Source organism: Brasilonema angustatum (assembly GCF_059505445.1).
In genome coordinates, this window is the sequence record NZ_JCACKO010000053.1 from 1 (window position 1) to 26,412 (window position 26,412).

Annotated in this window: 24 protein-coding genes; 11 read left to right on the plus strand and 13 right to left on the minus strand. The window is 43.4% G+C overall.

The annotated features are described in order from the left end of the window. Positions 1–284 precede the first annotated feature (284 nt). Positions 285–893, minus strand: coding sequence for a hypothetical protein (locus tag AC5JM2_RS11715; RefSeq protein ID WP_495835051.1), 609 nt, complete (start codon positions 891–893; stop codon positions 285–287). Between the two features lie 195 nt (positions 894–1,088). Continuing rightward, positions 1,089–1,673 carry a thylakoid membrane photosystem I accumulation factor gene (locus AC5JM2_RS11720; RefSeq protein ID WP_495835052.1) on the minus strand — a complete coding sequence of 195 codons (585 nt, stop codon included), beginning with the start codon at positions 1,671–1,673 and terminating at the stop codon, positions 1,089–1,091. 490 nt (positions 1,674–2,163) lie between these two features. Between AC5JM2_RS11720 and AC5JM2_RS11725 the strand changes: the two genes are divergently transcribed. After that, positions 2,164–2,976, plus strand: a complete 813-nt coding sequence (locus tag AC5JM2_RS11725; RefSeq protein WP_495835053.1) for a DUF3598 family protein — start codon at positions 2,164–2,166, stop codon at positions 2,974–2,976. Between the two features lie 91 nt (positions 2,977–3,067). Here the strand turns inward: AC5JM2_RS11725 and AC5JM2_RS11730 are convergent, their stop codons facing one another. The 6 genes from AC5JM2_RS11730 to AC5JM2_RS11755 form a co-directional block, all read right to left on the minus strand. Continuing rightward, positions 3,068–4,435, minus strand: coding sequence for a pentapeptide repeat-containing protein (locus AC5JM2_RS11730; protein ID WP_495835054.1), 1,368 nt, complete (start codon positions 4,433–4,435; stop codon positions 3,068–3,070). A 108-nt stretch (positions 4,436–4,543) separates the two neighbouring features. Then, the gene (locus AC5JM2_RS11735; protein WP_495835055.1) at positions 4,544–4,696 is read right to left on the minus strand and encodes a hypothetical protein; all 153 of its coding nucleotides are present in this window, start codon (positions 4,694–4,696) and stop codon (positions 4,544–4,546) included. Positions 4,697–4,701: 5 nt separating this feature from the next. After that, positions 4,702–4,833: a hypothetical protein gene (locus tag AC5JM2_RS11740; RefSeq protein ID WP_495835056.1), complete on the minus strand. Its 132-nt coding sequence runs from the start codon at positions 4,831–4,833 to the stop codon at positions 4,702–4,704. Positions 4,834–4,952: 119 nt separating this feature from the next. Further along, the gene (locus AC5JM2_RS11745; protein WP_495835078.1) at positions 4,953–5,171 is read right to left on the minus strand and encodes an SDR family oxidoreductase; all 219 of its coding nucleotides are present in this window, start codon (positions 5,169–5,171) and stop codon (positions 4,953–4,955) included. A gap of 110 nt (positions 5,172–5,281) precedes the next feature. Further along, positions 5,282–6,052 (minus strand): SDR family oxidoreductase, encoded by a 771-nt coding sequence (locus AC5JM2_RS11750; RefSeq protein ID WP_495835057.1) that lies wholly within the window; start codon positions 6,050–6,052, stop codon positions 5,282–5,284. A 373-nt stretch (positions 6,053–6,425) separates the two neighbouring features. Continuing rightward, entirely contained in the window at positions 6,426–7,478 is a 1,053-nt protein-coding gene (locus AC5JM2_RS11755) for an alpha/beta hydrolase (protein ID WP_495835058.1), read from the minus strand. Positions 7,479–7,755: 277 nt separating this feature from the next. Here AC5JM2_RS11755 and AC5JM2_RS11760 point away from each other — a divergent pair, with 277 nt between their 5' ends. Beyond that, positions 7,756–8,682 (plus strand): AraC family transcriptional regulator, encoded by a 927-nt coding sequence (locus tag AC5JM2_RS11760; RefSeq protein WP_495835059.1) that lies wholly within the window; start codon positions 7,756–7,758, stop codon positions 8,680–8,682. 26 nt (positions 8,683–8,708) lie between these two features. Beyond that, positions 8,709–8,879, plus strand: coding sequence for a DUF6887 family protein (locus AC5JM2_RS11765; protein ID WP_495835060.1), 171 nt, complete (start codon positions 8,709–8,711; stop codon positions 8,877–8,879). A 328-nt stretch (positions 8,880–9,207) separates the two neighbouring features. Here AC5JM2_RS11765 and aat read toward each other — a convergent pair whose 3' ends face one another. After that, positions 9,208–9,783, minus strand: coding sequence for a leucyl/phenylalanyl-tRNA--protein transferase (aat, locus tag AC5JM2_RS11770; RefSeq protein WP_495835061.1), 576 nt, complete (start codon positions 9,781–9,783; stop codon positions 9,208–9,210). A gap of 77 nt (positions 9,784–9,860) precedes the next feature. On the opposite strand from aat, the gene AC5JM2_RS11775 reads away from it, so the two are divergent. Next, positions 9,861–10,190, plus strand: a complete 330-nt coding sequence (locus AC5JM2_RS11775; RefSeq protein WP_495835062.1) for a DUF8822 family protein — start codon at positions 9,861–9,863, stop codon at positions 10,188–10,190. A gap of 106 nt (positions 10,191–10,296) precedes the next feature. Here the strand turns inward: AC5JM2_RS11775 and rpsN are convergent, their stop codons facing one another. From rpsN to rseP, 3 genes are all read right to left on the minus strand, one after another. Beyond that, positions 10,297–10,599, minus strand: a complete 303-nt coding sequence (rpsN, locus tag AC5JM2_RS11780) for a 30S ribosomal protein S14 (protein ID WP_495835063.1) — start codon at positions 10,597–10,599, stop codon at positions 10,297–10,299. A gap of 101 nt (positions 10,600–10,700) precedes the next feature. Next, the gene (nth, locus tag AC5JM2_RS11785) at positions 10,701–11,390 is read right to left on the minus strand and encodes an endonuclease III (RefSeq protein ID WP_495835064.1); all 690 of its coding nucleotides are present in this window, start codon (positions 11,388–11,390) and stop codon (positions 10,701–10,703) included. After that, positions 11,390–12,493, minus strand: coding sequence for an RIP metalloprotease RseP (gene rseP, locus AC5JM2_RS11790; protein ID WP_495835065.1), 1,104 nt, complete (start codon positions 12,491–12,493; stop codon positions 11,390–11,392). Before rseP ends, nth begins: the two co-directional genes overlap by 1 nt. A gap of 407 nt (positions 12,494–12,900) precedes the next feature. On the opposite strand from rseP, the gene AC5JM2_RS11795 reads away from it, so the two are divergent. Then, the gene (locus tag AC5JM2_RS11795) at positions 12,901–13,299 is read left to right on the plus strand and encodes a mannose-binding lectin (RefSeq protein WP_495835066.1); all 399 of its coding nucleotides are present in this window, start codon (positions 12,901–12,903) and stop codon (positions 13,297–13,299) included. A gap of 179 nt (positions 13,300–13,478) precedes the next feature. Here AC5JM2_RS11795 and AC5JM2_RS11800 read toward each other — a convergent pair whose 3' ends face one another. Continuing rightward, on the minus strand, positions 13,479–13,673 hold the full coding sequence (locus tag AC5JM2_RS11800; protein ID WP_495835067.1) for a hypothetical protein: 195 nt from the start codon (positions 13,671–13,673) through the stop codon (positions 13,479–13,481). Between the two features lie 702 nt (positions 13,674–14,375). On the opposite strand from AC5JM2_RS11800, the gene AC5JM2_RS11805 reads away from it, so the two are divergent. The 6 genes from AC5JM2_RS11805 to AC5JM2_RS11830 all read left to right on the plus strand — a co-directional run bounded on the left by AC5JM2_RS11805 (position 14,376) and on the right by AC5JM2_RS11830 (position 26,287). Further along, entirely contained in the window at positions 14,376–16,880 is a 2,505-nt protein-coding gene (locus AC5JM2_RS11805) for a beta strand repeat-containing protein (RefSeq protein ID WP_495835068.1), read from the plus strand. Positions 16,881–17,110: 230 nt separating this feature from the next. After that, the gene (locus AC5JM2_RS11810) at positions 17,111–18,958 is read left to right on the plus strand and encodes an endonuclease/exonuclease/phosphatase family protein (protein WP_495835069.1); all 1,848 of its coding nucleotides are present in this window, start codon (positions 17,111–17,113) and stop codon (positions 18,956–18,958) included. Between the two features lie 77 nt (positions 18,959–19,035). Further along, complete coding sequence (locus AC5JM2_RS11815; protein ID WP_495835070.1) at positions 19,036–19,689, plus strand: PEP-CTERM sorting domain-containing protein; 654 nt, start codon at positions 19,036–19,038, stop codon at positions 19,687–19,689. A gap of 683 nt (positions 19,690–20,372) precedes the next feature. Then, positions 20,373–22,334 (plus strand): hypothetical protein, encoded by a 1,962-nt coding sequence (locus AC5JM2_RS11820; protein WP_495835071.1) that lies wholly within the window; start codon positions 20,373–20,375, stop codon positions 22,332–22,334. Between the two features lie 797 nt (positions 22,335–23,131). Beyond that, positions 23,132–24,184 (plus strand): peptidoglycan recognition protein family protein, encoded by a 1,053-nt coding sequence (locus AC5JM2_RS11825; protein ID WP_495835072.1) that lies wholly within the window; start codon positions 23,132–23,134, stop codon positions 24,182–24,184. Between the two features lie 1,023 nt (positions 24,185–25,207). Next, positions 25,208–26,287, plus strand: coding sequence for a M4 family metallopeptidase (locus AC5JM2_RS11830; RefSeq protein WP_495835073.1), 1,080 nt, complete (start codon positions 25,208–25,210; stop codon positions 26,285–26,287). Positions 26,288–26,412: the final 125 nt, after the last annotated feature.

Sequence of the window (26,412 nt, forward strand, 5' to 3'; positions counted from 1 at the left end):
GAGAAAGAATTAGAGACTAATCATTTGTATCAAGGATTTCGTGAAATGGTATAACTTGTAAAACAGTCGCGTTCAAACGCTGTCTTGAGTGATATAGTTAACTCTAATATCCTCCTGGAACAATTCAGCAAGAAGTTGAATGTTGATTAGGCATGCGTCTTCAATAATCTCTATAATACTGAATAAGCCAGTATTTTTCCTAACACTTCTTTTGGATCACTAATATTTTTAATTTTGATAACTTCGGATGCTGTAAGGAGGGCAAGACCCACCTTACTTTTGATTCAACCAATTGGACGATTTCCTGGATTGACAGCATGAATGCACTCACTTCCTGAGGTTGGAAATCCTCGTTTATAACAGGCTTCCTGTGGTTGACCCCATCCTAAGTGTAAAATCACTTCCAAAAAATTAGTATTTTCACATTTGGACAAACTTGTCCATTCTGTTCTTTGAGCAATTCTATCTACATCAAATTTTTCTATCTGTCGATGCTGTTTGCCATGACTAAAACTTAAGTACAAGTCCATCCCTACAGTGACTTGATTCCAAAATTCCACTATCGAACTTTTGGCTGCTTTTAATATTTTTATGTCACTGGCTAAAGCAATTAACTGAGCATCGACTTCTGGATAGCGTAACATTTTTCCTTTGATAGTCACCTCACGCCAGACAATACCAGAAACTTGATGTTCGTTTTGGTATTCGTGAATGGTGGCTTTAAAATCTTGATATGCTGTAAACTGTTGTAGCCCATCGGTTCTGATAAACTGGTCTATGACAGGATTGCCAGAGACAGTGACTGCTAACTTCAGGCGGTTTCCCTTGAGGCAAGCTTGGCGTTCAGAACGTAAAATTTGAATTAACTGCTCGGTGGTGTAAACCTTTGACATCAGAGCACACTTTATAAGTCATTGTCATTGGTCAATAGTCATTATTTATTCACTTACTTGTTCTTGACTTCCTAACTCCTCAGTTCTCAACAATTTTTAAAGATTATTCGTATACATTATCCCTTTGAATCAATAGCTTTGCAGTATCTAATAACACGAAAAAACAAGGCAGACAAAATTTGTCTGCCCCACAACTTACTTCGCTAACTCGCTGCTTAACTCATTAAATGCTCGGCGCTTCAATGGTACTGATTCGGAGCGAGGTAATAAATCAAACACTTGTCTAAATTTGTCGTCCATTTTCTCAAAGGGGACTTGACCCTTTTTATTCAAAACCACCTCACCGGATTGATTAAATACTACAACTTGGGGAACAACCCCAGAGTAGTAATAGGCTGGTTCTGTAGAGTTATAAGTTTTTCCATCTAAAATGCTATCAACATTAACTGGAATAATTTCTGCTACTCGACCGTAATATTCTTGTATCGTCGAAATAACAATCGCATATTTTTTACAATCGCTGCTGTCATCCAAATAAAATGCTAACAGCGTTGGTTTATGCTCTGCTAAAGCTTTTGCCAGAGTCACTTTAGGAGGAACCAGTGAACCATTCCCCGCATAAACCACAAAAATATTGCCATCGTATCTGTCGTTATTAAGATCAGCAAACGCTGACTGTACATTTGTGAATAACAAGCAACTCAGCAGCACAGATAAGGAAAACAACCGCCGCCAGTTTGGAATAAAATTCAGTAAAAAGCGCCACTTTATACAATTCATTAAAAAGAACCTTTCAACGTCTATATTTTTTCTAGTTTGTGCTGAATGTAGCAAACTGGGATGGGAATAGGGGGACAAGGGAACAAGGAGATAAAGGAACAGACTACAGGGTTTAGAGTACAGGATTTAGGGAGACAATAGGGAATAAAAATAAGTAGGTCGGCGTAAATAATTATCGTCGGGATCAGGCAAGGAACAAGGATAAAAAAGGTTTGAGTCTTGTTTACATTTCTTAACACAGTTTTGTTTTATTGTGCCGACTTACTTACATCCACACGAGCAAAAGCTCTAGCTAAGAACATCGGGAGCCGTATGCCGCGAAAGTGCCACGTACGGTTCTAACTCAGAGGTACGGACGATAATACTCCCCATCGACTCAACCCAATCGCAAGGGTTTGACAAATTTACATTCTGTTACATAGTGAGGTTTATTCACACCTACCTACTTTATAAGGTAGAATATCTGATTCATAGCTAAAAAATTATAACGATGCGATCGCAATGGGAATCTTTGCTGACAAACCTCGGTGAATGGCAAGGTTCATTTACCCGTATCTCGCCTCAAGGTGAAATTCTAGAAGATGTTCCCAGCATAGTTTCCTTGGAAGGGTTAAACAACAATCAAACAATCCGCCAAACAATTCGCTTAGCGGAAAATGAAAAGACTTTAGAATACTCGTCCTTAGGACGTAGCGTGCTGTTTTTTGAAAATGGGGCGTTTTCTCAAGGTTCAACACAACTTGGTCCATTTTCCGAATTTGGCGCAGAACTGGGTTTCATTTGGGAAAATTGCCGCTTACGTCTGGTTCAGTTATTTGACAAAAACCTCCAGCTAGATCAATTTACTCTCATTCGAGAACATCTGGCTGGAACTCAACCAGTCAAACGTCCACCTTTAAAAGTAGATGACCTTTTGGGAGAATGGCAGGGTGAAGCAGTGACAATATATCCAGATTGGCGTTCACCCCAAAGTTACCCCACCAAAATGCAACTACAACTTGATGGTGCTGGGCGATTAACGCAAAGCTTAACTTTTGGCGAACGCACAATCACTTCAACAGCCACTGTTAAAGACTCTATCATCCACTTCAATCAAGATCCTCAAAAGCAGATACAAGTCCTACTTCTACCTGATGGTGCTTCTGCAACCTCTTTACTCAAGTTGCAATTACGTCAACCACTTTTTCTTGAAGTCGGTTGGCTGATCCAACCAGACTTACGTCAACGGATGATTCGCAGCTACGACGACAAAGGCGAATGGGTTACGCTGACTTTGGTAACAGAACGTCGAGTCAACAACTAGGGGTATAGGGGTATAGGGGTATAGGGGTGTAAAGGTATAAGAAAATAAATGTATTTCCCCTCACACCCTTAGTTTCGGTCAAGTCTTTTGTCTAAATTGTTGAGAATTTTGATGATGTCCTGATAAATTGAGTAAACTCCCCATCTTCAAATGTTTCTTCCCAGTTGCTGGGTAAACGATGGGGATTAGGATTATCTTTTGTGGGTACACACAGAAAAGTGTACTCACACTTAACCCCATCTAGCTTGGTTTCCGGTGTCACCCCCCAGTTCCCGATGTATGCGCCTGTAAGAGTTGCACCTCTAAAATCGGTTCTATCTAATTGTGCTCTTGTAAGGTTGGCTCTGGAAAAATCAGCATCTTGTAAGTTAGACTCATTCAGCACAGTTGCAACTAAGCTAGCATCTGCAAAATTTGCTCCTTGCAAATTGATACCTTGCAAATTCCAGCCATCAAAATTTTGGTTTTGTAACTGTTTTGTCACCAATAGCTGTCTGATCTTTTCATCCTTAAGATAAGTTGTTCTAATATCAGCCAGATTCAACTTTTTCGCCTGAAACCAACAGGTACGTGCCAAGATAGATTTTTTAAAGGTAGCGTTTTTAAGTTTTGCCTGCGTAAAATCCGCATCAGTTAAATCACTTTCTTGAAAACGGGTGGCGTGTCCTGTTACCAAACCAATAGCAATATTGGCAATCCAGCTTTGCTTATCATCTTGATATAAGCCACGGCAACTCACATCAGCAGACACAATTAAGGTTAATATTGCTACTACAGAAGCTGGTATTGCTGCGACGACACCAGCTATCTTTACAGCGGCTATAACTACTACTCCCGCTACAGCCCCTGCGACTGACACTGTCAGCGCGACTGCTAATAACCCAGCGATAAATCCTGCCACCACAGCCGCCCCGGATATAACCACTAGTCCTGTTGCAGACACTATAACTGCCACAGCCCCTGTGACGACTACCGATACCACAGATGCCAATTCCATCACCCGTGTCTGAGTGCCTGTCCCAACCCATGCCACAGCCACTATCCCAGCCCATACGACTGCTGCAAGCCCACATCCTATAACAGCCGCTGCCAAAAACCCACAGCCTGCTGCCACTCCTCGGCGCATAGAGATGAGAAAAAAGATTAACAATATTATTGAACTGATGACAGTAACATAGACATTTTGACGGTTGCCATCCACTAGAATAAATCCTAGCAACGAACCACCAACAGCCGATAGCAATCCTGATACTGCCGATAGCAGTAACGCAAATATGACTAACGCAAATGCCCAACGGCGTTGTAGTCCTGCTTGCGCATAACTGAAGTTTGCTCCTCTAAGGGTCGCACCTGTAAAGTCAGCACCTCGGATATCGCAATAGGAGAAGTCCGTACCTGTTAAGTCTTGCCCTTTGAAAGATTTGCCTCTGAGCTTAGCATTACGGTAGTTTTGAGCCACGTTCAATTACAATTAAATTGGGTACCTTTAACTACTAGTTGCTAGGATATCAGTTTTTGGCAGATTTAGATAATAGATTGACACTCACGAGGTTGCGGCGGGGTGGTGTCACAAAGCAAATATCCCAATTACGGAAAAACGCGCAAGACCAATCGCCGTTGCCATTGCAGACTCACTACCCACACACTCCAGTACCGACTCTGCACCACCTAGGGTCATCTCAAGCAAGGCGGCGATCGCACTCAGCCTAACTACCAGCACTATCCTTACCAAGGCTGCGTGGTTGGGCCAATCGTAAATTCGTTCACGTTTGTATCTTCTGGCTGGTCAATCGCAAACGCCACAACATTGGCTACTCGATCTGGTGAGATGCCATATTGTTCATACAACTCTGTCATTTTTTCAGCCACATCTTGGTTGGTAATCTGATATCAAATCCGTTTATATCGGAATTTTTCCTCCTTCCTCTCTCTCTGTGTGTCCTCTGCGCCTCTGCGGTTTTTTTATCACTCAGATGCTACCGGATTTGATATGATCTAACAACGAGAGTATTAATTGCAGCAGGATAAATTGTCGCAGTACGAATGTTAGTCCCCTCTTGAGCAGACTCCATGCGTAGAAGTTCCATTAAATCGCGCACGAACCATTTCGTCCCACCGTACACCACACCACCTGGATAAGCTTTTAATCCAGCAACCGATGAAGTTGTGATAACATGCCCAGACTTTTGGTTAATAAAAGTTTGCCCGAAAGGTCTAGATTAAGGATTGTTGTCTGAGTTTTTTACATAATTTCCTCCTACTCTCTCCAGCTCTGCTGAGTCAGGTTCTTTTGCTCTGACCATCACTACACCGTTTGACCGCCATCAACGACCAAGGCGTGCCCGACAACGAAGGAAGACGCATCCGAACACAGCCAGACCACGGCATTGGCGATCTCTTCGGGCTGTCCCATCCTTCCAATCGGTTCCTCTGAGATTACCTGTTCTCGTCCTTCAGGAGTGCCGCCAGTGAAGCGATCCATCATCGACGTGTCAATATAGCCAGGACAGACGGCGTTGATGCGGATGTTCTGCGAGGCGTAGTCGAGAGCCGCCGACTTGGTGAGTCCGATCAAGCCGTGTTTTGCGGCGGTGTATGCGGCTCCGCCCTTGATGCCTATGACGCCTGCGCCCGATGATGTGTTCACGATTGCGCCGCCGCCTTGCTTGAGTAGCAGCGGGATTTCATACTTCATGCACAGAAAAACGCCGCGCAGGTTAATGTTGACGATCCGATCCCACTCTTCCTCTTCAATTTCCGCTGTTGCTGCATTCTTCTGCTCCACACCGGCGTTGTTAAAGGCAAAGTCCAGCCGCCCGAAGGTTTCGATGGTCTTGGAAAGAGCTGCCTTCACGTCAAGGGCTCGCGTCACATCGCACTTGACGGCGATCGCCCGTCCGCCGAGGTCTTCGATCATGCGCGCCGTTTCTTGATTGCCCTGTTCCGAAACGTCGGCGACCACCACATGAACGCCTTTACGGGCAAACGCCAGCGCCGTAACTCGACCGATGCCGTTCGCTGCTCCGGTTACAAACGCAACCTTTCCTGTATAGTTTCCATTCTCGTTCGTTGTCATTTTTTACTCCTTGTGTTGCTGATTCGGGAAGTTTTTGTCGCAAGCAGTTTCATTTCTATCTTTTTTGACGTTTCTACTGAATTAGCTCTACCGTCACGTTGATAGAACTAGGCACATTTCTGGTAATTTTTTCCCTTAATGGTAAGCCATTTCAAAAGCATTAAGACTTTCCTTCGTACTGTTCGTCACTGACCTGTTCCATCCAATCCACGGGTTTACCGTCGAGTCATTCCTGAATGGCGATGTGCGTCATTGCTGTGGTTGCCGTAGCGCCATGTCAATGCTTCTCACCCGGCTCAAAACAGAAACGCAATCGTACTTTCAAAAACGACGGTTTCTTCAATAATTCTTCGGTTTTTATCCCAAACGAACGTTACTTTAAATGCTCAGTAAAAAATGAAGTGAGTTTATCAAAGGGAATTAACTCAACTCTGTCATACAAATCAACGTGTCCTGCTTTTGGAACGATATACAATTCTTTGGGTTCGGCTGCACGTTTGTAAGCATCCTCACTAAACTCTCTTGAGTGAGCTTTATCACCCGTAATGAAAAGCATAGGACGAGGGGAAATCGTTTCTATGTCATTAAACGGGTAAAAATTCATAAACTTAACGTTACTGCTTAACGTCGGGTGCGTTGTGAGTTTCGGCGACCCTCCTTTTGGAGTGTATTCACCTCGCGGAGTTCGGTAGAAATCATAAAACTCACGCTGGATGGGGTCTGTGTTTTCATCTAACTTATGTACAGTCCCACCCGTGTATTTGGTTTCACCATCGGTAAACTCTACATAACGTTGTTCCGCAGCCTCCTTCTGGATTTTCTTTCTCTGCTCAAGAGTCAGAGAATGGTTAAGTGCATTTCGGTTGGCTGCTCCCATATCGTACATGCTGACAGTTGCGATAGCTTTCATTCGTGGATCAATCTTAGCGGCACTAACAACAAAGCTTCCGCTACCACAAATTCCAATTATTCCGATTCGGTTTTTGTCAACAAATGGACGGGTGCCAAGAAAGTCAACTGCTGCACTGAAATCTTCAGAATAAATATCAGGTGCAACAGCATTGCGTGGTTTGCCCTCACTCTCTCCCCAAAAAGACAAGTCAAGAGATAAAGTCACAAACCCTCGTTCAGCCATATTCGCAGCATACACGTTGGCACTTTGTTCTTTTACAGCTCCCATAGGATGCCCAACAATGATCGCCGAATGTTTTTTACTTTGATCTAAATTCTTGGGAATAAATAGATGTCCCGCAACATTCATTTTGTATTGGTTTTTAAAATTAACCTTATACATCGTAACGTTGTCGCTTACCTTAAAAGTTGTATATCCCTTTGGTGTTATTTGTTCCATTTCTGCTATTTGTTTTGATTCTCCTTTTTTTTCTGTTTGTGTGTAAGCCTGCCCGCTTATCATAAAAGTCATCATCGTTAAAATGCATATATATTTCATCTTCATTTTATTTACTTCTTGATCTGTACTTATTGCTTATTTTCTGAATATAAGCATTAGCGGCAATGCTACTAAAAGTTTTAGAAAGCTCCGCTAGTAAAAACGCTTTTCCCAAATCTTTATACCGTATGAGTTCAATTATGCGGGCGTGAGAACGGATAGCGTGAGGACGTTTGTCGAAAAAAACCGGACAATTCTCTAAAAATCCGCCGCGCAACGTGCTCTTGAGAAACAGAGCGTTTAAGATAAATTTATGAACCAAAAAGAAGCAGAACTTGAAAAGCGAAAGATGCAGATCAATCGGGAAGATCTGATCGAAAGAATGATTCGTCTCGCTCCCGAAAACAGCATAGTGGAACTGTTTCCGGGCATTTTCATATATCAATCGTCGAAACCGACCGAGAGCCAGATATCCGTATTAAAGCCCGCCTTCTGCGTCATCGCGCAGGGTAGCAAGGATGTGCTTTTGAACGATGAATTATTTCACTACGACTCCGGTCATTACTTAATCTCGACGCTCGATCTGCCGATTATGAGTAATGTCGTCGAAGCGTCCGAGGAAAAACCTTATTTGAATCTTCGGATAGACCTCGATCCGGCGCTTGTGGCTGCGGTGATGATTGAATCCGGCATCGAAACTAAAAAAAGCGGTGCTAGAGTCAAGGCGATGGATGTCAGCCCGGTTGATGCCGACTTGCTGGAAGCGGTCGTCAAATTGGTGAAACTATTTGACACGCCGGACGAAATGAAGTTTCTCGCGCCGCTCATTATCCGCGAGATCATCTATCGGCTTTTAAAAGGAAAACAAGGCGCACGGCTCAGCCAGCTTATCACTACAGAAGGGGACGCGCAGCGCATCTCTAGGGTCGTCAAGCAAATCCGCGAGAACATTGATCAGCCGCTGAAGATCGAAGATACAGCCCGCTCACTCGGCATGAGCGTGTCAGGCTTTCACTCTCATTTCAAGTCTGTTACGGCCATGAGTCCCTTGCAGTTCCAGAAACAAATACGGCTTCAGGAAGCGCGCCGTCTGATGCTCGGCGAAAACATGGACGTGGCGATCGCCAGCATGAGCGTCGGTTACGATGACCCGTCTTATTTCAGCCGGGAATATAAAAAACTATTTGGTATTCCCCCGCATCGTGACATCGCCAAGCTGCGTAGCAATTTAGGGCAATAAGAAGGAAGCTGCGAAAAAGGTCAATTATGACAAAACCGGATTTCAAGGTCATGAGTAAAGCTGAATTACGAGCTTACGTATTGCAACATCCAGAAGACAATGAAGCGTTTTATGAATTATCAGACAGGATAAAGGCGAATGCAAAATCCGTAACTGTTGAAGAACTTGAAGCAGAGTTACGGAAACAGGTAAACTAGCAACTGCAATAGTAATACCATGTGCGCCTAATTAATTATAATTCGGTGCATCTGTGCCAAAACCTAAAAACTCTTTCTCCGGTGCTCCCTACCCCCTGCTCCCGAAGAGCCTTAATGATAAGTCTTTAACCGGACACGATATAAAACCCTCACTGCTATAGCAGTCCTAAATGAGATTGTAAATTGTCCCATGAGGGCAGGGAACAGGAATTGTTTATAAATGATTTAGGATTGCTATAGTTATGAAGCTGTCAGCGGGGCAAGATTAGATAATCAACGTACTCATCATCTTGAGCTGATCACATTGGTTAACTGATCACAACAAAAACTAAAGTAGAGAACAAGAACGATGCAAAGCTTTATCAAGTAACACCATGTACTCATCATCTTTCACCCCATAAGCACCAAACCTCTCCAAATGGGGATTCATCATCTGAGCATCAAACATCACAAATCGCCTTTTGCGCAACAGTTCCACCAACTTCACCATCGCCACCTTTGAACCTTCCGGGATGCGGTAAAACATCGACTCCCCAATAAAAGCACCCCTAATCACAATTCCTAAAATTCCCCCAGCCAGTTCATCCCCTTGCCAAGTTTCAAAACTGTACGCCCAACCCGTCTGGTAAAGTTCCCAATAAATCTGTTTTAACTCTGGTGAAATCCAAGTTGATTCTCGGTTAGCGCATCCAGCTACGACGGCTTTGAAATTGCGGTTAATCGCAACGCTAAAACGCTCTTGATTCAGAACACGCTGTAGGGACTTGGGATAGCGAAATCTTTGATCTAAAGGAATGAGAGTGCGATCGCGACTCCCATACCACCCCAAGACATCATTCTCATCAGCCATGAGAAAATAACCTTGAGCATAGCCTTGAATAATAGTGGCAACATCATATTTCATAGAAATAAGGAATATACATCGTTTGTAGTCAGCGCTTGTGCGACTACTACGAACCTCTTTTATATAAAAACAAGAAAATGACACAACCCATTCCACCCATCACCCTACCACCACCTCAAGATCCGATGCTTGAGGGAAAATGGTTACAGCAACGCTTGCATCAGTGGCTGGATGAAGAATTTATCCCAGAAACAATCAATCAGACGATCGCCCAAAGGGCTGCACAAATTTTTGTGCGTCAACGGATGGAAGGAGAAAACGACTTAGGTTCTCTGGTTATTGCCATTGTTACAGAGATGCAGTCGTTTGATTTTTCCAAAAGTTTCTACGGAGAGTTTGCTATTGCTAACGCCGTTAGCGACTTACTCCTAGAAAGTTTGGGGATTGACAAGTGTTGTGGGCAATAAATAGGCAATAAATAATTTATGTCTGTTGTCCTTCGTCATTAGTCCTTGGTTCTTTGTCTAAAGCTTATGACTAATGACTAATGACTAATGACTAATGACTAAGCAACTACCAACTGGACTTAACAACTCCGGGTAAAAGACCTTCGTGTGCCCATTCCCGCAGAACGTTGCGAGATAGCCCAAAGTCGCGGTAAACTCCTCTGGAACGACCTGTTAACCAGCAACGGTTACGGTGGCGGCTGGGAGCGCTATTGCGGGGTAGCTGTTGAATTTCACGGTGAATTTCTAGCTTATCAACAGGAGATTCTGTTTGTCTGAATTCTTCCAGGAGTGCTTCGCGTTTTTCAGCATATTTAGCCACCAATCTGGCGCGTTTTTTCTCGCGTTCTATCAAGCTCTTTTTTGCCATAATACTCAGTGATTCATTTTAAAGACAGCATTTTCCATTCTATATAATCCCGCGTCTAGTGACCAAAGTCTCTTTTAGAGAGGGTCTGTAGGGCTAGGTTCCTAAGCTTCCTTAATTTTTGCTTTGACAGTTACCTGTGGCACGCTAAAAGCAGAAGGGCATAGGTCAGCTAATTCACAAGCATCACAAGCAGGCGATCGCGCTTTACAAATCGCACGACCATGATAAACCAGCCGAATAGACCAATTTTCCCAATCTGCTTGAGGCAATAAACTCATCAAATCTCGTTCAATACGGATGGGATCTGTGTGTTCAGTTAACCCCAAACGCTCACTCAGACGTTTCACATGAGTATCCACTGTCACCCCAGCATTAATTCCATAAGCATGAGCAAGCACAACATTTGCTGTCTTTCGCGCCACACCTGGAAGCCGCAACATCTGTTCCATCTGCTTGGGGACATCACCGCCAAACTCATTGATAATCATCCGACAAGCAGCTTGAATATTCTTTGCCTTATTGCGATAGAACCCTGTGGAACGCACGCTTGTTTCTAACTCTGCCAAATCAGCATTTGCCAGACTTGCTGCATCTGGAAATTTACTAAACAAAGCTGGTGTGACTAGATTCACTCGTTCATCGGTACACTGAGCTGAGAGAATCGTAGCCACCAGCAACTGTACTGGGGTTGAGTAGTTTAAAGAGCAAGTTGCATCTGGATAAAGACGCTTCAGGCGAACTAGGATTTCTAGCGCCCGTTGCTTCTTAGATGACTTTTTGCGGATACTCATTACTGGAATAATCTTTGCACCCACTCCAATTGGGTAGTTTCTTTGACGATGAGAAAAATGCCTAGTCCTAAAAGTATCACTAAACCCGTTTGCATGACACCTTCTTGAACACGATTCGGTAAAGGTTTACCGCGCAAACCTTCAATCAGCAGAAAAGCAAGTTGTCCTCCATCTAAAGCTGGTAAGGGCAAAATGTTGATGAAAGCCAAGTTAATGCTGATCAAAGCACCAAAGAACAACAAATTGCTGATATCATTCTGAGCCCAGGTTGCACCAATCTCGACAATTTTAACTGGACCTGCGACTTGGCTTGCTGTTTCGCTGAAGTTAGTAACTAATTGTCCAAAACCTTGAGATGTCTTGATGAGAATCTGTTGAAATTGTGTAGCGCCAATTTTTAATGCTTCTACGGGGTTTGTCGCGCGACGATGCACGATTTTCTGGTTAGGAGAAAGGCGGACACCTATGCTACCTTCTCCCTTAGCATTAGCTTCAGGAGTCAGATTCACAGACAGTTTTTGATCGCCACGGGCGATTGTCAAATTAATCGGCTTACCCAAATGACTTTTGACGATTTCTGTGAAAGCTTTTAATTCTTGCTCAGAAGTTCCAAAAGTTTTGTTATCAGCAGCTAAAATGACATCTCCAGCCTGAAGACCTGCTTTAGCCGCAACAGAAACTGGTTGTGAAATTAATTCTGGGATGAGAATCCCCTTTTGAGCCGGTTGCGGTATGTTTACACCTACAACACCCACCTGTGTTACAAGCAGGAAGTAGGCAAATATTAAATTTGCTATCACTCCTGCACTAATCACAATCGCCCGATCTAAAACAGGGCGGTTACGTAAAAGATTTGGGTCATTGGGAGGAATATCACTATCTGGGTCATCGTCTGGAAAACCGACAAACCCACCCAGAGGAAAAGCACGGACAGCGTATTCCGTTTGTACTCCTTGATACTTCCAAATCACTGGGCCAAAGCCCAGAGAAAAGCGATTGACGTAAATCCCTTGGGATCTTGCTGCAATAAAATGTCCAAACTCATGCACCAGGATCAAAACAGCCAAGACTGCGATCGCTGCTAAACCCGCAAGAAATGACATAGATAAAGAATCAATGAACTGATTGGGTGATACTTCTTTTCATTTTAAGGTGTGTCTCTGTTTAGCATAGGTCTCAATTGCTGATTTTGTCGTTTGTTCGGTAATTTGTACAAAGAAACCTTCGGAAATGCTCGCCCCAAGAGTGCGTTCGCCCGATCCGTTCTGCGCTTAGCCGTGCTGTAGGCGCATAGGGGGCGCTACCCAAAGTCTTACACAGGGTACTTCCCCCGCAGAGCTTTGCGCCAAGGAAGTCCTGTTAAGTCTTGGAAAAATGTAGCGGGTGGTGCGAGTCAGGAATGCATAAACCAGTTCTTTCAAGCTCTAAGTAAGGAAAGACGGCACGTACCCCCCTATCCTTAGGCAGGGTTCCCTCGCACATCTTGTTCATAGTAGTAAACAAGCAAATCATGAAGCGAAATTTATTTAATATAATTGCTCTTTTAGCAACATCTACTTTAGTTGGGATTAATAGTCCTGCTAATGCTACACCAAAGGGTTATCAGAGAAGTTGTAACCACATCTCAGTTTATGGCAACATTCTCTCAGCTCAATGTAGCCGAATCAATGGTTCGTTCAACAAAACTTCAATAGTCTTACGGGGGATTGAAAATGTTAACGGCACTTTGAGAGTAACTGACCCTAATAAAGTTAGCAATTATCAGTTCACTTGCCAGAATATTAGCATTAGAGGAAACAATTTAAAAGCTGCCTGTAATCGAAGAAATGGCACACCTCAGTGGACATCAACAGTCTTGCGAGGAATTGAAAATATTGATGGTGTGCTGAAGTATACCGGCAGTCCCTGAATCAATAAGTGGGCATAAAAATGCATTATAAACACGCCTAAAACTGAATGGTATTAAGATAACCGCAAACTCTTAATGTAGTTGGATCAGAGAAAATAGGGCTGCGACAGCAGTCTGTGTGTTCAAGCCAATGGCTTAGGGGGCGCGAGTAAAAATGCATAAGCTAGCTTCACTCGCCACTAATTAAAAACAGACGAACACACCAATGACGACCCCGCCTTGTGCGGGGTTTCCTTTTCTCCTCCACCTTGTCCATCTCCTCCGCTGAGCTCATCCTCCATTTGTGCCCTCTTTACGATGCGAAAATCTTTAACTTGTTGCAGTTGTGAAATTAGATTTGCACCTATGATTTTCATCCCCTCGATGCTTGTCATTTTACATTTTTAGGAAATGAAACAGCCTTATCTAACACCGTTCGGCTGAGCGCTCACGGCGAAGCCTTTATTCCCTTACCCCCCTAGTTCTTGACAAATTTGCTACTTATTTTTTAGCTGCTAACTCTTAAAACTAACTTAACTGAGAGTTAATCTTAAATTGTTTCTATTAGTTTTATACTGTGCAAGTGATAACACGTAATTGCGTTTGTCAAAGCCTACAGATGTTACTTATACGTCTTACTCAATGTTATACACAGTAAGATTTAAAACCATGTAATATTTGTCGTTAACTGAAAAATAAAATGAGTTGACACTAGAAAGTATTAGTGTAACCACAGGGAATCTATACCTCCAGAACCAGGCAAAGTTGCAAACTACCAGTTGACGGCTTCTACCAAAATTCCACTATTCTTCGATGATTGGCGATCGCCTTGTAGCAACATATCGTATTACTGCTACCTGGGTGTCTGTTGTCGCTGTCTCAGCAAATTCGTGATTGAAATCTCCTGATATGGGAGATTACAACTCCTGTTATTACTGCGTTGGCGTAAGCGCAAGCGCACGCCAAGGGCTAATGCGTTTGCGCAGCGCCCCTTAGGGGCTAGCGTGTCCCCTTGGGACTCAGCCCACCGTTTGCGTAGCGCCCCTTTTAGGGGCTAGGTATTGCTCCCGCTTATACACACCAAACAAGGATCACTTATGGCGTCGAACCCAGGTTTATTAATTTCGGAAATATTTACTAACCCGTCTGGAAACGATTCACCTTTCGAGTATGTCGAGTTACTAGCAACTCAGACGATTGATTTTTCAGCAAATCCCTATAGCGTTGTTTTTGCCGACAACGGTACAGCTACTTCCAGTGGCTGGATCGCAGGTGGTAGTATTACTTATGGCTTTGACATCACAAGCGGTGTGGTGAATGCGGGTGATGTTGTTTATGTTGGTGGTTCCTCACTTGCACCGACTGGCAGAAAACTACGCACGATCAATACGGGAACGACAAATGGCGATCGCTTTGGTAACGCTAACTCAGGAGGTGTACTGGGTAATGGCGGTGGCAACGCTGATGCTGTTGGAGTGTTTAATCTCGACATCAGCAATCTCACAAGTTCTACTGTTCCTACCGACGCTATCTTTTTTGGTTCTGCCGAAGGTAGTGCAGTTGTTAGTAACGGTGGCGCAGGCTACGAGTTACCTGTTAATGATCGCTATTCTGGCGGAAAGCTTCAGTCTAACAGCTTCTTAGCACCAGATCCTGGTTCAAACCAGGTCATAGTAGCTAATGGTACATTTAATACGACGACAAATACCTTCACTACAGCACGTAGCTGGAACATCAGTCCGGCAACTAATAACTCCTCTGCCATTACCCTCACCAGTGGTGGTGGTAGTGGTGCAGCACCAACGATTCAGGAAGCAACTGCCTCACCTTTTGTGAATCTTCCGGCAACAAGTGCTGGGGCGGTAAGCGGTGTGATCGCAGATCCCACAGATCCAGCAAAAACGTTGGGACTTGATTTCACGATTGCAGACGCCGATACCCCACTCAATAACTTAACAGTCACAGCAGTTAGCAACAATCAAAATGTTGTCACCAATGCTAACCTGACTCTCAGTGGCACCGGTGCAAGTCGCAATCTCAAGATTAATCCCACTGGTGTAGGCTTTGCCGATGTTACAGTCAGTGTTAGCGATGGCACTAACACCAATTCTTATTTAGTCAATTACGCAGCCTCGGCAGCATCAGTTACTCCCAACACCACCCGCTTCCATACGGGAACGAGTGATGCATCGACGGCGATCGCCATTGATTCCAACTACATGCTGGTGGGCGATGATGAAAACCAAGTGCTTCGACTGTATGATCGCAATCAATCTGGTTTAGCACTCAATGGCTTCGACTTCACGTCGTCTCTGGGACTCACAGATACTAGTGGTGGCGGTGCAATCAGAGAAGTAGACATCGAAGCCGCAACCCGTCTAAATAACACAATCTACTGGACAGGTTCCAACAGCAACTCCTCCAGCGGTGACAGTAGACCGAACCGCGATCGCCTATTTGCAACGCAGATATCAGGCACAGGTGCGAACACTACCCTCAGCTACCAAGGACGTTACGACTATCTAGAACAAGACGTGACGGCATGGGATAAGAACAACGGTCACGGTTTGGGTGCCAATTACCTGGGACTAACTGCCAGTGCTACGCCTGGGGTAATCCCTGAAAGTACGAATGGTTACAATATTGAAGGCTTGACAATCGCACCTAATAACACCACTGCTTACGTCGCTTTTCGTGCCCCCCTTGAACCTGCAAGTAACCGCAGCGACGCGCTGATTGTTCCAGTCACAAACTTTACATCCTTATTATCTTCCACTGGTGGCGGTACACAGGGATCTGCAACCTTTGGCGCTCCCATTTTACTTGACTTGGGCGGTAGAGGGATTCGCGAGATTCAACGGAACGCGAGTAACCAGTACGTCATTATTGCTGGTTCTACTGGTTCTAGCACAGGAACTGCTCCCAATGATTTCCGCCTATTCACTTGGACAGGTAACCCAACAGATGCTCCCGAACTGCGTAGTGCAAATTTAACAGCACTAAATACTGGTGGTAGCTTTGAGTCTATTGTTGCAGTTCCCGATAATCTCACCAGCACCAGCCAACTTCAATTGTTGACAGATAACGGTGATACTGTTTTCTACAACAACGGAACAGCCGCTAAAGATTTAGCGCAGAACAATTTCAAAAAGTTCCGCAATGATACTGTTACCTTGGGCGACACCGTTGGTCAAGTCTTCAACGGCACTTCCGGTCGGGATACCATCGTTGGTACAGAAGGAAACGATACCATCATTGGTGGTGCAGGTGCAGATACACTGACTGGCGGTGCTGGTTATGACCAATTTGTCTATACCAATATTCGCGATAGTGGCGATACAATTACTGACTTTAAAGTTGGTACAGATAAGATTGTTTTGACTCAACTGCTTGATAGCTTAGTTTCTGGAGGATACAACGGTACCAACGCCATAGCTGATAACTATGTCAAAGTTGTCCAAGGCAGTAGTTCCAACAACTTCAGCGTGCAAATTGATGCAGATGGTCCTACAGGCGGAGATATTTTCCGACCTTTTATCACAGTTAATTTGGCATCCACAAGTATAGGTACTTTGAACGATCCAAGAAACTTCGTGTTTTAATTACTGAAACTAAGCTGCATTCATACTGTGCAATTTCAATGCGTTTTAGCTTATTCAGGACTTACGCAAAATTAATGAAAAAATAAACCGCATAGACGCGGAGCGGCTTCCCGCAGGGTAGAACGCGAAGAGCACGTTAGCGCAGCGTGCGCCCTTGGCGCATAGGTAAGAGGGTTTAAAAGGGTTTTTGCGTAAGTCCCATTATTCACTTTTTCTAGTGAGGTATTTTCATGCCGCCAATTAACTTGAGCAGTATTTACTCTCAGAACTTTGATTCGTTAACCAATTCAGGTAATAATATATGGACGAGTGACTCCACTATTCCTGGCTGGTACTCTAACAGAACAGCTTACACAGCAGGCACTGGGTCAAGCAATACAGGGTCACTTTATAGCTTTGGTAGTACTGGCAGCACAGAACGTGCTTTGGGATCGTTGGCATCTGGAACCACAGATACGATTTACTATGGAGTTCGCCTTGTCAATAACACTAGTAACACAATTAACGCACTCAACATCAACTACACAGGTGAGGAGTGGAGAAATGGCGGCAATACGACTCCACAAAAATTAGATTTTCAATATCAAATAGGCGCAACCAATATCACTTCAGGTAGCTGGACTGAGTTTGATGCACTGGACTTTACCAGTCCAGTTGCCACAGCAACTGCGGGTGCATTAGATGGTAACGCTGCGGGCGATCGCACTGCGTTGTCTTCTACTTTAAGTGGTTTAACTTCTGTCGATCCCAACAAACTTACAGTTGCCACCTTCAACGTCGAAAACCTCGATCCTGGTGATGGTGCGGCTAAGTTCAACGGTCTGGCTAGTGCAATTGTCAATAACCTGAAGACTCCAGACATCATTAGTGTAGAAGAAATTCAGGACAACAACGGACCAACGAATGACAGTGTGGTAGATGCCAGCACAACCTACCAGACTTTAATTAATGCGATCGCATCTGCTGGCGGTCCCACTTACCAATATCGCCAGATTAATCCAGTAGACGACACCAATGGTGGTGAACCTGGTGGTAATATCCGGGTGGGTTTCTTGTTTAATCCCAACCGCGTCTCTTTTATAGATCGTCCTGGTGGGACTTCCACCTCCAGTACTACAGTCAGCAACGTCAATGGTGTTCCCGTACTTTCGGATAGTCCTGGTTTAATTGACCCCACCAACTCCGCCTTCAACAGCAGTCGCAAGCCTTTAGTTGGGGAATTTGCCTTCAACGGTCAAAGTGTATATGTTATTGGCAACCACTTCAACTCTAAAGGTGGTGACCAACCCTTGTTTGGACCAAATCAACCCCCAACCCTCAGTAGCGAGACACAGCGCAACCAGCAAGCGACAATAGTGAAAAACTTCGTCCAGAACATTCTGGCGGTTGATCCCAACGCCAATGTGGTTGTAGCAGGTGACTTGAACGATTACCAATTCTCTAACCCACTCAATATCCTAAAAAGCGCCGGACTCACAGATCTCGTTGAAAACTTGCCTGAAAACGAACGTTATACCTACAACTTTGAAGGCAACGCCCAAGTGTTGGATCACGTTTTGGCTAGTAGCAATTTGAACAATAACTCGGAGTTCGATGTCGTTCACATTAACTCAGAGTTTGCCGATCAGGTGAGTGACCATGACCCCAGTGTAGCTCGCTTTAATTTGCCAGCTATCAGAGACACATCAACAACAGGTCGTGGCACATTAACTGGAGGTTCTGGAAATGATGTCCTGATCGGTGGTTCGGGCGCAGACTCGCTCACTGGTGGTGCTGGCAATGACAAATTTGTGTATGCTAGTATACGCGACCAAGGTGACACAATTAATGATTTTGAGGTGGGCAAAGACAAGATTGTCTTCACCCAACTCTTGAGTAGTTTGATTCCAGGAGGCTACGGCGGTACCGACGCTATTGCCGATAACTATGTCAAAGTTGTCCAAGGCAGTAGTTCCAACAACTTCAGCGTACAAATTGATGCAGATGGTTCTACAGGCGCAGACATCTTCCGACCATTTATCACGGTTAATCTTCTGGGTACGGGTAACCTCAATAGTTCTAGTAACTTCGTGTTTTAAAAGCTTAAGGTTGCAATTACCATTTTTGTGCTGGCATCTACCAACAAAGTTCATCAACTAAATTAACGGAGTTTTCAATGTCAGCTAAAACTTTTTGGAAAACTGTAGCTTTGGGCTTATTCAGCTTAAGTAGCATCACGATTGCAAAACCCTCTTTTGCTGTCAGTGTTGACCTGAGGAGTTTCAATAAAGGAGGTGATGTTGGTAATGTAACTCCAACTCAAGCTACAATCACTAATGCTTACGCAGATGGCAGTGATGACGCTACGAACTATAATGTCTCTGGCAATCAGCCTGTTGGTCCATTCCGACTTGAATCTTCTTTAGGTCTAAGTCCAGGAACCCTTGGAACTGATGTTGCTGAGGGATCTGCTATCAGCATCTTGAGGAACTTCCAAGCTGGAGATGTTTTTAGTTTTAACTCAAACTTCCAAACCTTTGACACTGTTAATCCTGACCGTGCCTTTGTGTCGATTGTTAACTCAACAACTAGTCCAGTCATTATCCCTCTAACCCTTGGTAACTCTACTTTCAACTATACCTTCCCAACTGCAAACAACTACACCGTCGGCATTGGCGTTGTTGATGTTAATGATTATGTTGGCTCATCGCGATTAATTGTCAGTAATGCAAACGTAGCGCCAGTTCCCGAACCTCTCACAATCTTGGGTTCGCTGACAGCACTGGGATTGGGTGCGAATATGCGCCGAAGATTTGGCAAGAGTCGCTAAGTTTTGATACTGCTTGACGAAATAGTATTACTCCCATCAGGAGTGTAAAATTACCGATGTAATTTCTTCTCCCCTGTTCCCCTGCTGCCTAAACGGTAATCTTCACAGCACCGAAAGGAGTAGCACTTCTGTTATCTTCCGTTACTGGGGGTCTGTCTCAAATACAGACTCTTCTTCTTTTTTTATACCTGTACATTTTGCTCGCTTTTAGTACATTTGAACTTCACAATCAGCGATACGCGTAGCGTCAAGCCTCCGGCTTATCGCCTGCTTCTAGTCTAAACTCCAGTACTTGTACCATTTTCATATGAAGATGCATAGAAATAACCGCATCGCCGTTAACTGCCCTCCCCGGAGGTTTGGGGAGGTTTGGAGGGGTCAAAATAATGTGCAGCCTCACATAGAATTGGTATTACCCAAACATTTTTTTATAATTTAATAAAAATTAAGTATTCTTAATAAAATAAAAAAAATAAATAAATATTTCTAGGTTGTATATACTTACATGTTTAGTGTTATGCCTAACTACATACATTTTCTTTCATCCATATAGTATGAAACCCAGAAAAAACATCTCTAGCATTAGTGTGGTTAGGATATTAAATGTCTTCAAAGCAAAAGTTTTGTTATTAATCTGCGTTTTTGTCATTAGTTTCTTTAGTGTTCTGCTATCAAATTCGTTGATGGCAAGCCAAACAGCTTTTGCTAGGTTTGATCTTCTGCAACCAGCCCCACGTCAACCATTAGGATATTACGACTATTTTGGCAAACTGCTGAGTCCCCATGAAGCAGCAAAGCTAGTTGAAGAGCGGAGTCTCGACCCTAGTGACCCAATTTCCTATCAACGAGTAGGAGCAGTTCAAATCACTCAGGATTTGATTACTAAAGGTGAAAATATATTTTTCAACCGTAAGATTGGGGACACATTTGGTCTGCAAAGAGTATTTGGTTTTCAACAAGGCGTTGCTCGCATCTTGCCAGAAATTACTACAGCCATTACCAATTTACAAGGTCAACCAACGACAAACTTACAAATTACCCTGTTGAACGATCTAACGTTAGGCAGTCGGACTTTTCCTAAAGGAACTGTCGTTAATACAGGTTTAAAAATAGAAAAGGGAGGAAATTTTCCTATAGGATTAACACCTAAAATCGACATTACTTGTGCTCTTTGTCATGCATCTCTTTCAGATAAGAGTAAACGCCTCGCAGGAATACCTAATGGTGAAATTGCTACTCCTCTATTGGTTGCCTTGTCACCAAATACAGCAGCTGGGTTTGCAAGATTGAACTTCAACCCTCTAGATCCACAATACAAAGGCAACGGTAAGATTATTTTAGACAGTCAAGGGAACCGTGTAGAATTGCCCGATCCTAATAAGTTTGAACAAGCTTTCGACGATGCTGTGTTAGATGTGCCTTTTGCTAACTTTGAAAGTTCTTCAGATGGCATCAACAACACGACCCAAATTCCCAGTGTCTTTACGTTTAAGAATCATCCTTATTTCTTGGACGGACAGTTTGCTGTAGGTCCGTTTGCCGGATTGAGTGCTGTTGGTAACGGTGTTCATTCTTCAGAAATCAATTTTTTTGCAGCTGCTCAACAGAGTGCAGCAACTCTTAACATTGACCCAGAAGTTTATATTGGTACATTGCTTCAGAATGCTGTCGATCCAAGCCTACGTTTACCGGAAGGAAATCCAGTAAAACCTTCGGAGTGGCTGCGTCAGGTTGCGCCGAATGTGACACAAGCAGAGTTAGAAGATCAAGTTCCTGCCCCTGGTACGGGAACTTATCCAAACTTGCGCCCCAGCTTGGTTACATATAACGGTTTGGTTTTCAGCCCAAATACTGGGAATCCGGATGATATTGCCAGTGGGACATTCCTGTTTGCTAACAATGCCATGTCTGCTTTCCAAAATAGCTTAGTACCGTCTGCCAATCGCACACCTGAAAACCAGCAAGCGTTGAATACAGGTTCTGTTAGACGTGGGGCAAGAGTGTTTGCGGAAGCTAAATGCGCAACTTGTCACATTGCGCCCTTCTTCACTGACAACAAAATTCATCCGATTGAGGAAATTGGTACGAATTCAGCCCGTGCTAGGTCTCGCCTGAAACTAAATGACTTGTTAGTACCACCTCAACTCTACACCTTTAACACTGCCGTTCCCATATCTGGTAACGCCGAAGTGCTAAATGTGCCAACGGATGGCATCTCCGATAGTCCCACGACATTACCTAAAGGTATATTACCGAATGGTGGTTACAAAACGACTTCCTTACTTGGTTTGTCTTTCAGTGCACCATATTTGCACGATGGTGGTGTAGCGGTGCGGGCAGGAAGTCTGAGGGTTAATGAAAATGGTAGTTTTACTGTTGTTGATCCCACTGGGTTAGGGCTAACAGGCACTCTCAGCCAAGCTTTACCTGCCGATCCTGCTAGCAGCTTGCGTGCCTTGGTTGATCGTGATCTTCGCACCCTAGTTGTGACAGCAAACAAATCTTACCCTCCTCTAGTGCGTAGTAACCTTGATGGCACAGGTCACGACTTCTACGTAGATAAGCAAGCTGGGTTTAATCCAAATCAGCAAACAGATTTGATTAATTTCTTACTGGCACTGGATGACAATCCGGGTAGCTTTTAATTAAATAGGACCTACGCATAAAAACGAGAAATCAAGGGTTTTGGCAAGGGGTATAGCGGGGCAACGGGTGTAGGTGTTCAAACCCTTACACACGCCCTAGTGGGAACGGCCACGCCTTACGGCTATTCGTTGCATAAGTCCTGTTACAGCCATTTTTAGGTAAATAGACCACAGTCGTAGGGGCACAAGACATTGCACCCTTACAAAAGGTGTGGTTCATTTTGGTGAAAACTGCTGTAAAGTAAGAAACTAATATTTTTTTGCCAAAAAAAGCTTTGCTACCTTCATTCGCCAAGCAAAGCCAGCTTATACACCGGATTGTATAGCAGTTGCCAGGTAGATTAGGACATGAACTAATGAGAAAATACGGACACCACGAGACTTTCAAGCCTGTTCCCTGTTAAGCGTTCCCTGCTATAAGTTCATGGAGTACACCCCTCCCTAACCCTCACGCGCTTGTGCTACAACGGACTTTCAAAGGTAAGTATTTAAAAATCAGGCAGGAGAGAGAGTCATTTGAGAAACATGAAGTTGTCGGGTGAAGCTAGTCTTAAATATCTACCCTTGAAAGGGGATGAAACGGGGGTGAGAGGGTTGGGGAGAACCATACTCCATTTAAATGCAAAGCGCTGTATTTGTAAAAGCGACATGATCCCAGCATTTTTAGGAGAAAAACCTCTAGACAGATAAATATTTTGTATGTCATTGTGTATCTAGAAACCATATTCAAACTTATTTTTTGCAATTGAAAATTATTTCAATTGAAATAAAAAATATTTATCAAAATCATTAGAAAAATGAAATTTAAGGTAAAGACAACTAGATGGCACCTAGTTATTCTGGTGTTTGTTGGGCTGTTCTTGGGGCTGCTTATTGGAAAAAGCGAGTTTTGGCAGGAGAAGACAACATCACATCCACAAAGCACTATTTCTAGTGACTATTCTAATTTTCAACCTCATGTTAAAGCACTAACAGCAAATCAAAACACAGATCTCTCTAGTAAAAACTCAAAATCACCCAGCCAAGTCAAAACCCCAGCCTTGATTCCGGAAACGACTCTGTCTGGTAAAAATTCAACATCTCAACCTCAACAAAAAATCAACCAAAACAGCCAACCCGCACCTCAAACAAAAACGCCAAGTCCAAAGACGGCTTTGTCTGCTAAAAATTCAACGTCTCAACCTCAACAGAAGAGCAACCAAAAAAGCCAATTGCAAAAGGCTCGTATTTCCACAGTCAAAACCACTGCAGCTTTTAGGGCTTACAAACCTAGATATGAGATTGCTTGGGCTAACCCAACTAACTATGGAGAGCGGTTTGCAACAGACGTTAATGGTCAACCTGTCAATAATCCACCAATCATAGTACTTCATGAAACAGCTGCACCTGCCTCCAGTGTCATTAATTTTTTTCAAACTCCTCACGATGATAATAATATTCAAGCAAGCTACCACGCCATGATTAACCTAGATGGGACAGTTGTTTACATAGTCCCACCAGAAAAGCGAGCCTTTGGTGCGGCTCATTCAATATTTGATGGATCACTTGGTGCAGAAACTGTTCAGACAAATTCTCAGCTCTTTCCATCTGTGAATAATTTCGCTTATCACGTCAGTTTAGAAACACCACCATCTGGCGTCATGAACAACGAACCTACTCACACCGGCTATACAGAGGCTCAATACCAATCTCTGGCTTGGCTTCTTGCTCAAAGTAATGTTCCAGATGAGAGGATTACAACCCACCGAAATGTGGATCGTTCCGGTCAAAGAATCGATCCCAGAAGTTTTGATTTCAATAAGTTTTTTAACATACTTCATTCCTTCCGTAGAGTAGTTTCTGTTAATTGATAATTTATATTAATAATTTGGCATACTAGTTGAGCCTGGGAACGCTTAACGGGAAACAAAAAATACCGAAGAAGGAATAAATGTGTAGCGAGTTTTTTAAGCGCAGAGCGCAGGCACTTTCACAAAAATTAAATAGGATTCGTATATTTAAAATACTTAATATACTGAAAAAGTGTATTTCAAGCAACATTTTACCCAGTATAAAGTCATAATTAATGACTCTGAATATAATTTTTCTAAATAATTATGATGTATGAGAGTTTAAGGTGCTGAATGTGCAATCAAAAATAAAATGGTCACGAGGGAACTAGCCCCCTGACCATGTATCAACCAAGTTTTACAACACACAACCACACACAATTTAGTGGGGTCTTTTATTATGTTAAACAATCTTATGATTTTGGTCTAGATTTTTACTGGTGATATCTCCTATCTACAATTTTCTATGTTTAAAAATATTTTTATGAATAAGTATAAAGTCTTAAATAAGGCATTATTATTAAGTGGAACCATCAGTGCCAAGTCTTATACAACAGCTATTCACTGGAGAAAAATTCACCAGGAATACTAATTTTGACACTGATATTTGCCCGGAGTTACCGAGATGAGCAGGTCAAAATTGAAAAACGCGCTTATAGAGTCTAGGATTTACGCACTTTACAAATCAACTATTGTGTCCGCAACGATTAGCGTGTTTAGTTTTGTGCAGTTTTACAATAGTCAGATGAGCGCAAAAATTTCCCATTTCTATCTCAAAAGTGCATAAGTTGATTTTGCTTGCATTTATTAAAGAAGAACGGAAAGCAAATCGTCTGATGCGTAAGTCCTAAAGTCTTTGCGATATGCACAAGCTAAAGCCTATGACTAACGTCACGCTAGTCCCTAAGAGGGACGCTGCGCAAACGCTATCGGCTTATCGCTTTGTTTGACTCTCCGGTTTGGAATGATGACTCTACAGCTTGTTGTATACAGTAAGAGACACTGTTTGCTATAACTTATCTGAAAAAGGAGAATATCTTAAAGATGGCTCAAAAAAAGAAAAAATCTGTTGCATCTGAATTAGAGCATCAACTATACACCAGATGCCCCATTTGTTGTATTATTCCACCTCATATGCTGGAACACGTTGCAGTCAATGGTAACGAAGAGCAGCGTAAGTGGGCGTTTCGCACATTAAATGCTTCGGCACAATTTCGTGGACGACGCAACGTAGTAGGTGGTGTGAATTTTGGGGTATCCCCAGGTCAGAAGCGTCGTACTATTTATGATGCAAAAAATGGTGAACAACTTCCTGGTGTACTGGTGCGTGCAGAAGGCGATCCCCCAAGCCAAGATACGGCGGTCAATGAAGCCTACGATGCAGCTGGTGCAACTTATGACTTGTTCAAAGAGATTTTTGGACGCGACTCTGTTGACGACAAAGGACTGCGTTTAGATTCTACCGTGCATTACAACGTTAAATATGACAACGCCTTTTGGAATGGCGACCAGATGGTTTACGGTGATGGTGACGGAGAAATGTTTCAATGCTTCACTAAATCTATAGATGTGATTGGGCATGAATTAACTCATGGAGTCACTCAGCATGAAGCTGGTCTGATCTATTTTGGAGAACCTGGGGCACTCAATGAGTCATTCTCTGATGTTTTCGGCTCTCTGGTCAAACAGCGAGTCAAAAATCAGACCGCAGATCAGGCAGACTGGATTATTGGGGAAGGTTTATTAACACCCAAGACAAAAGGCGTTGGCATTCGCTCAATGAAAGCGCCTGGAACAGCATATGATGATCCACTACTGGGCAAAGACCCCCAACCAGCGCATGTAAAAAACAAATACACTGGTACGGATGATAACGGGGGCGTACATATCAACTCAGGTATCCCCAATCAGGCGTTTTATCTAGCTGCGGTAGAAATTGGCGGCTATGCTTGGGAAAAAGCTGGAAAAATCTGGTACATTACTTTACGCGATCGCCTCAAATCTAAAGCCAATTTTAAACAGGCTGCTAATACAACTGTCCAAGTTGCTGGAGAACTTTACGGTCAAGGAAGTAACGAACAAAAAGCAGTGAAGAATGGTTGGCAAAAGGTAGGAGTTCTTTAAGATCATGAATTATGAATCATGAAACTTTTAACGAGTTATCAAGCAACTGATAACTGTTGACTGTTCACTGTTTTCATGACTCATAACTCATCATTAACCAAGCCGCTTCGGGGCGGCTGGCTCAT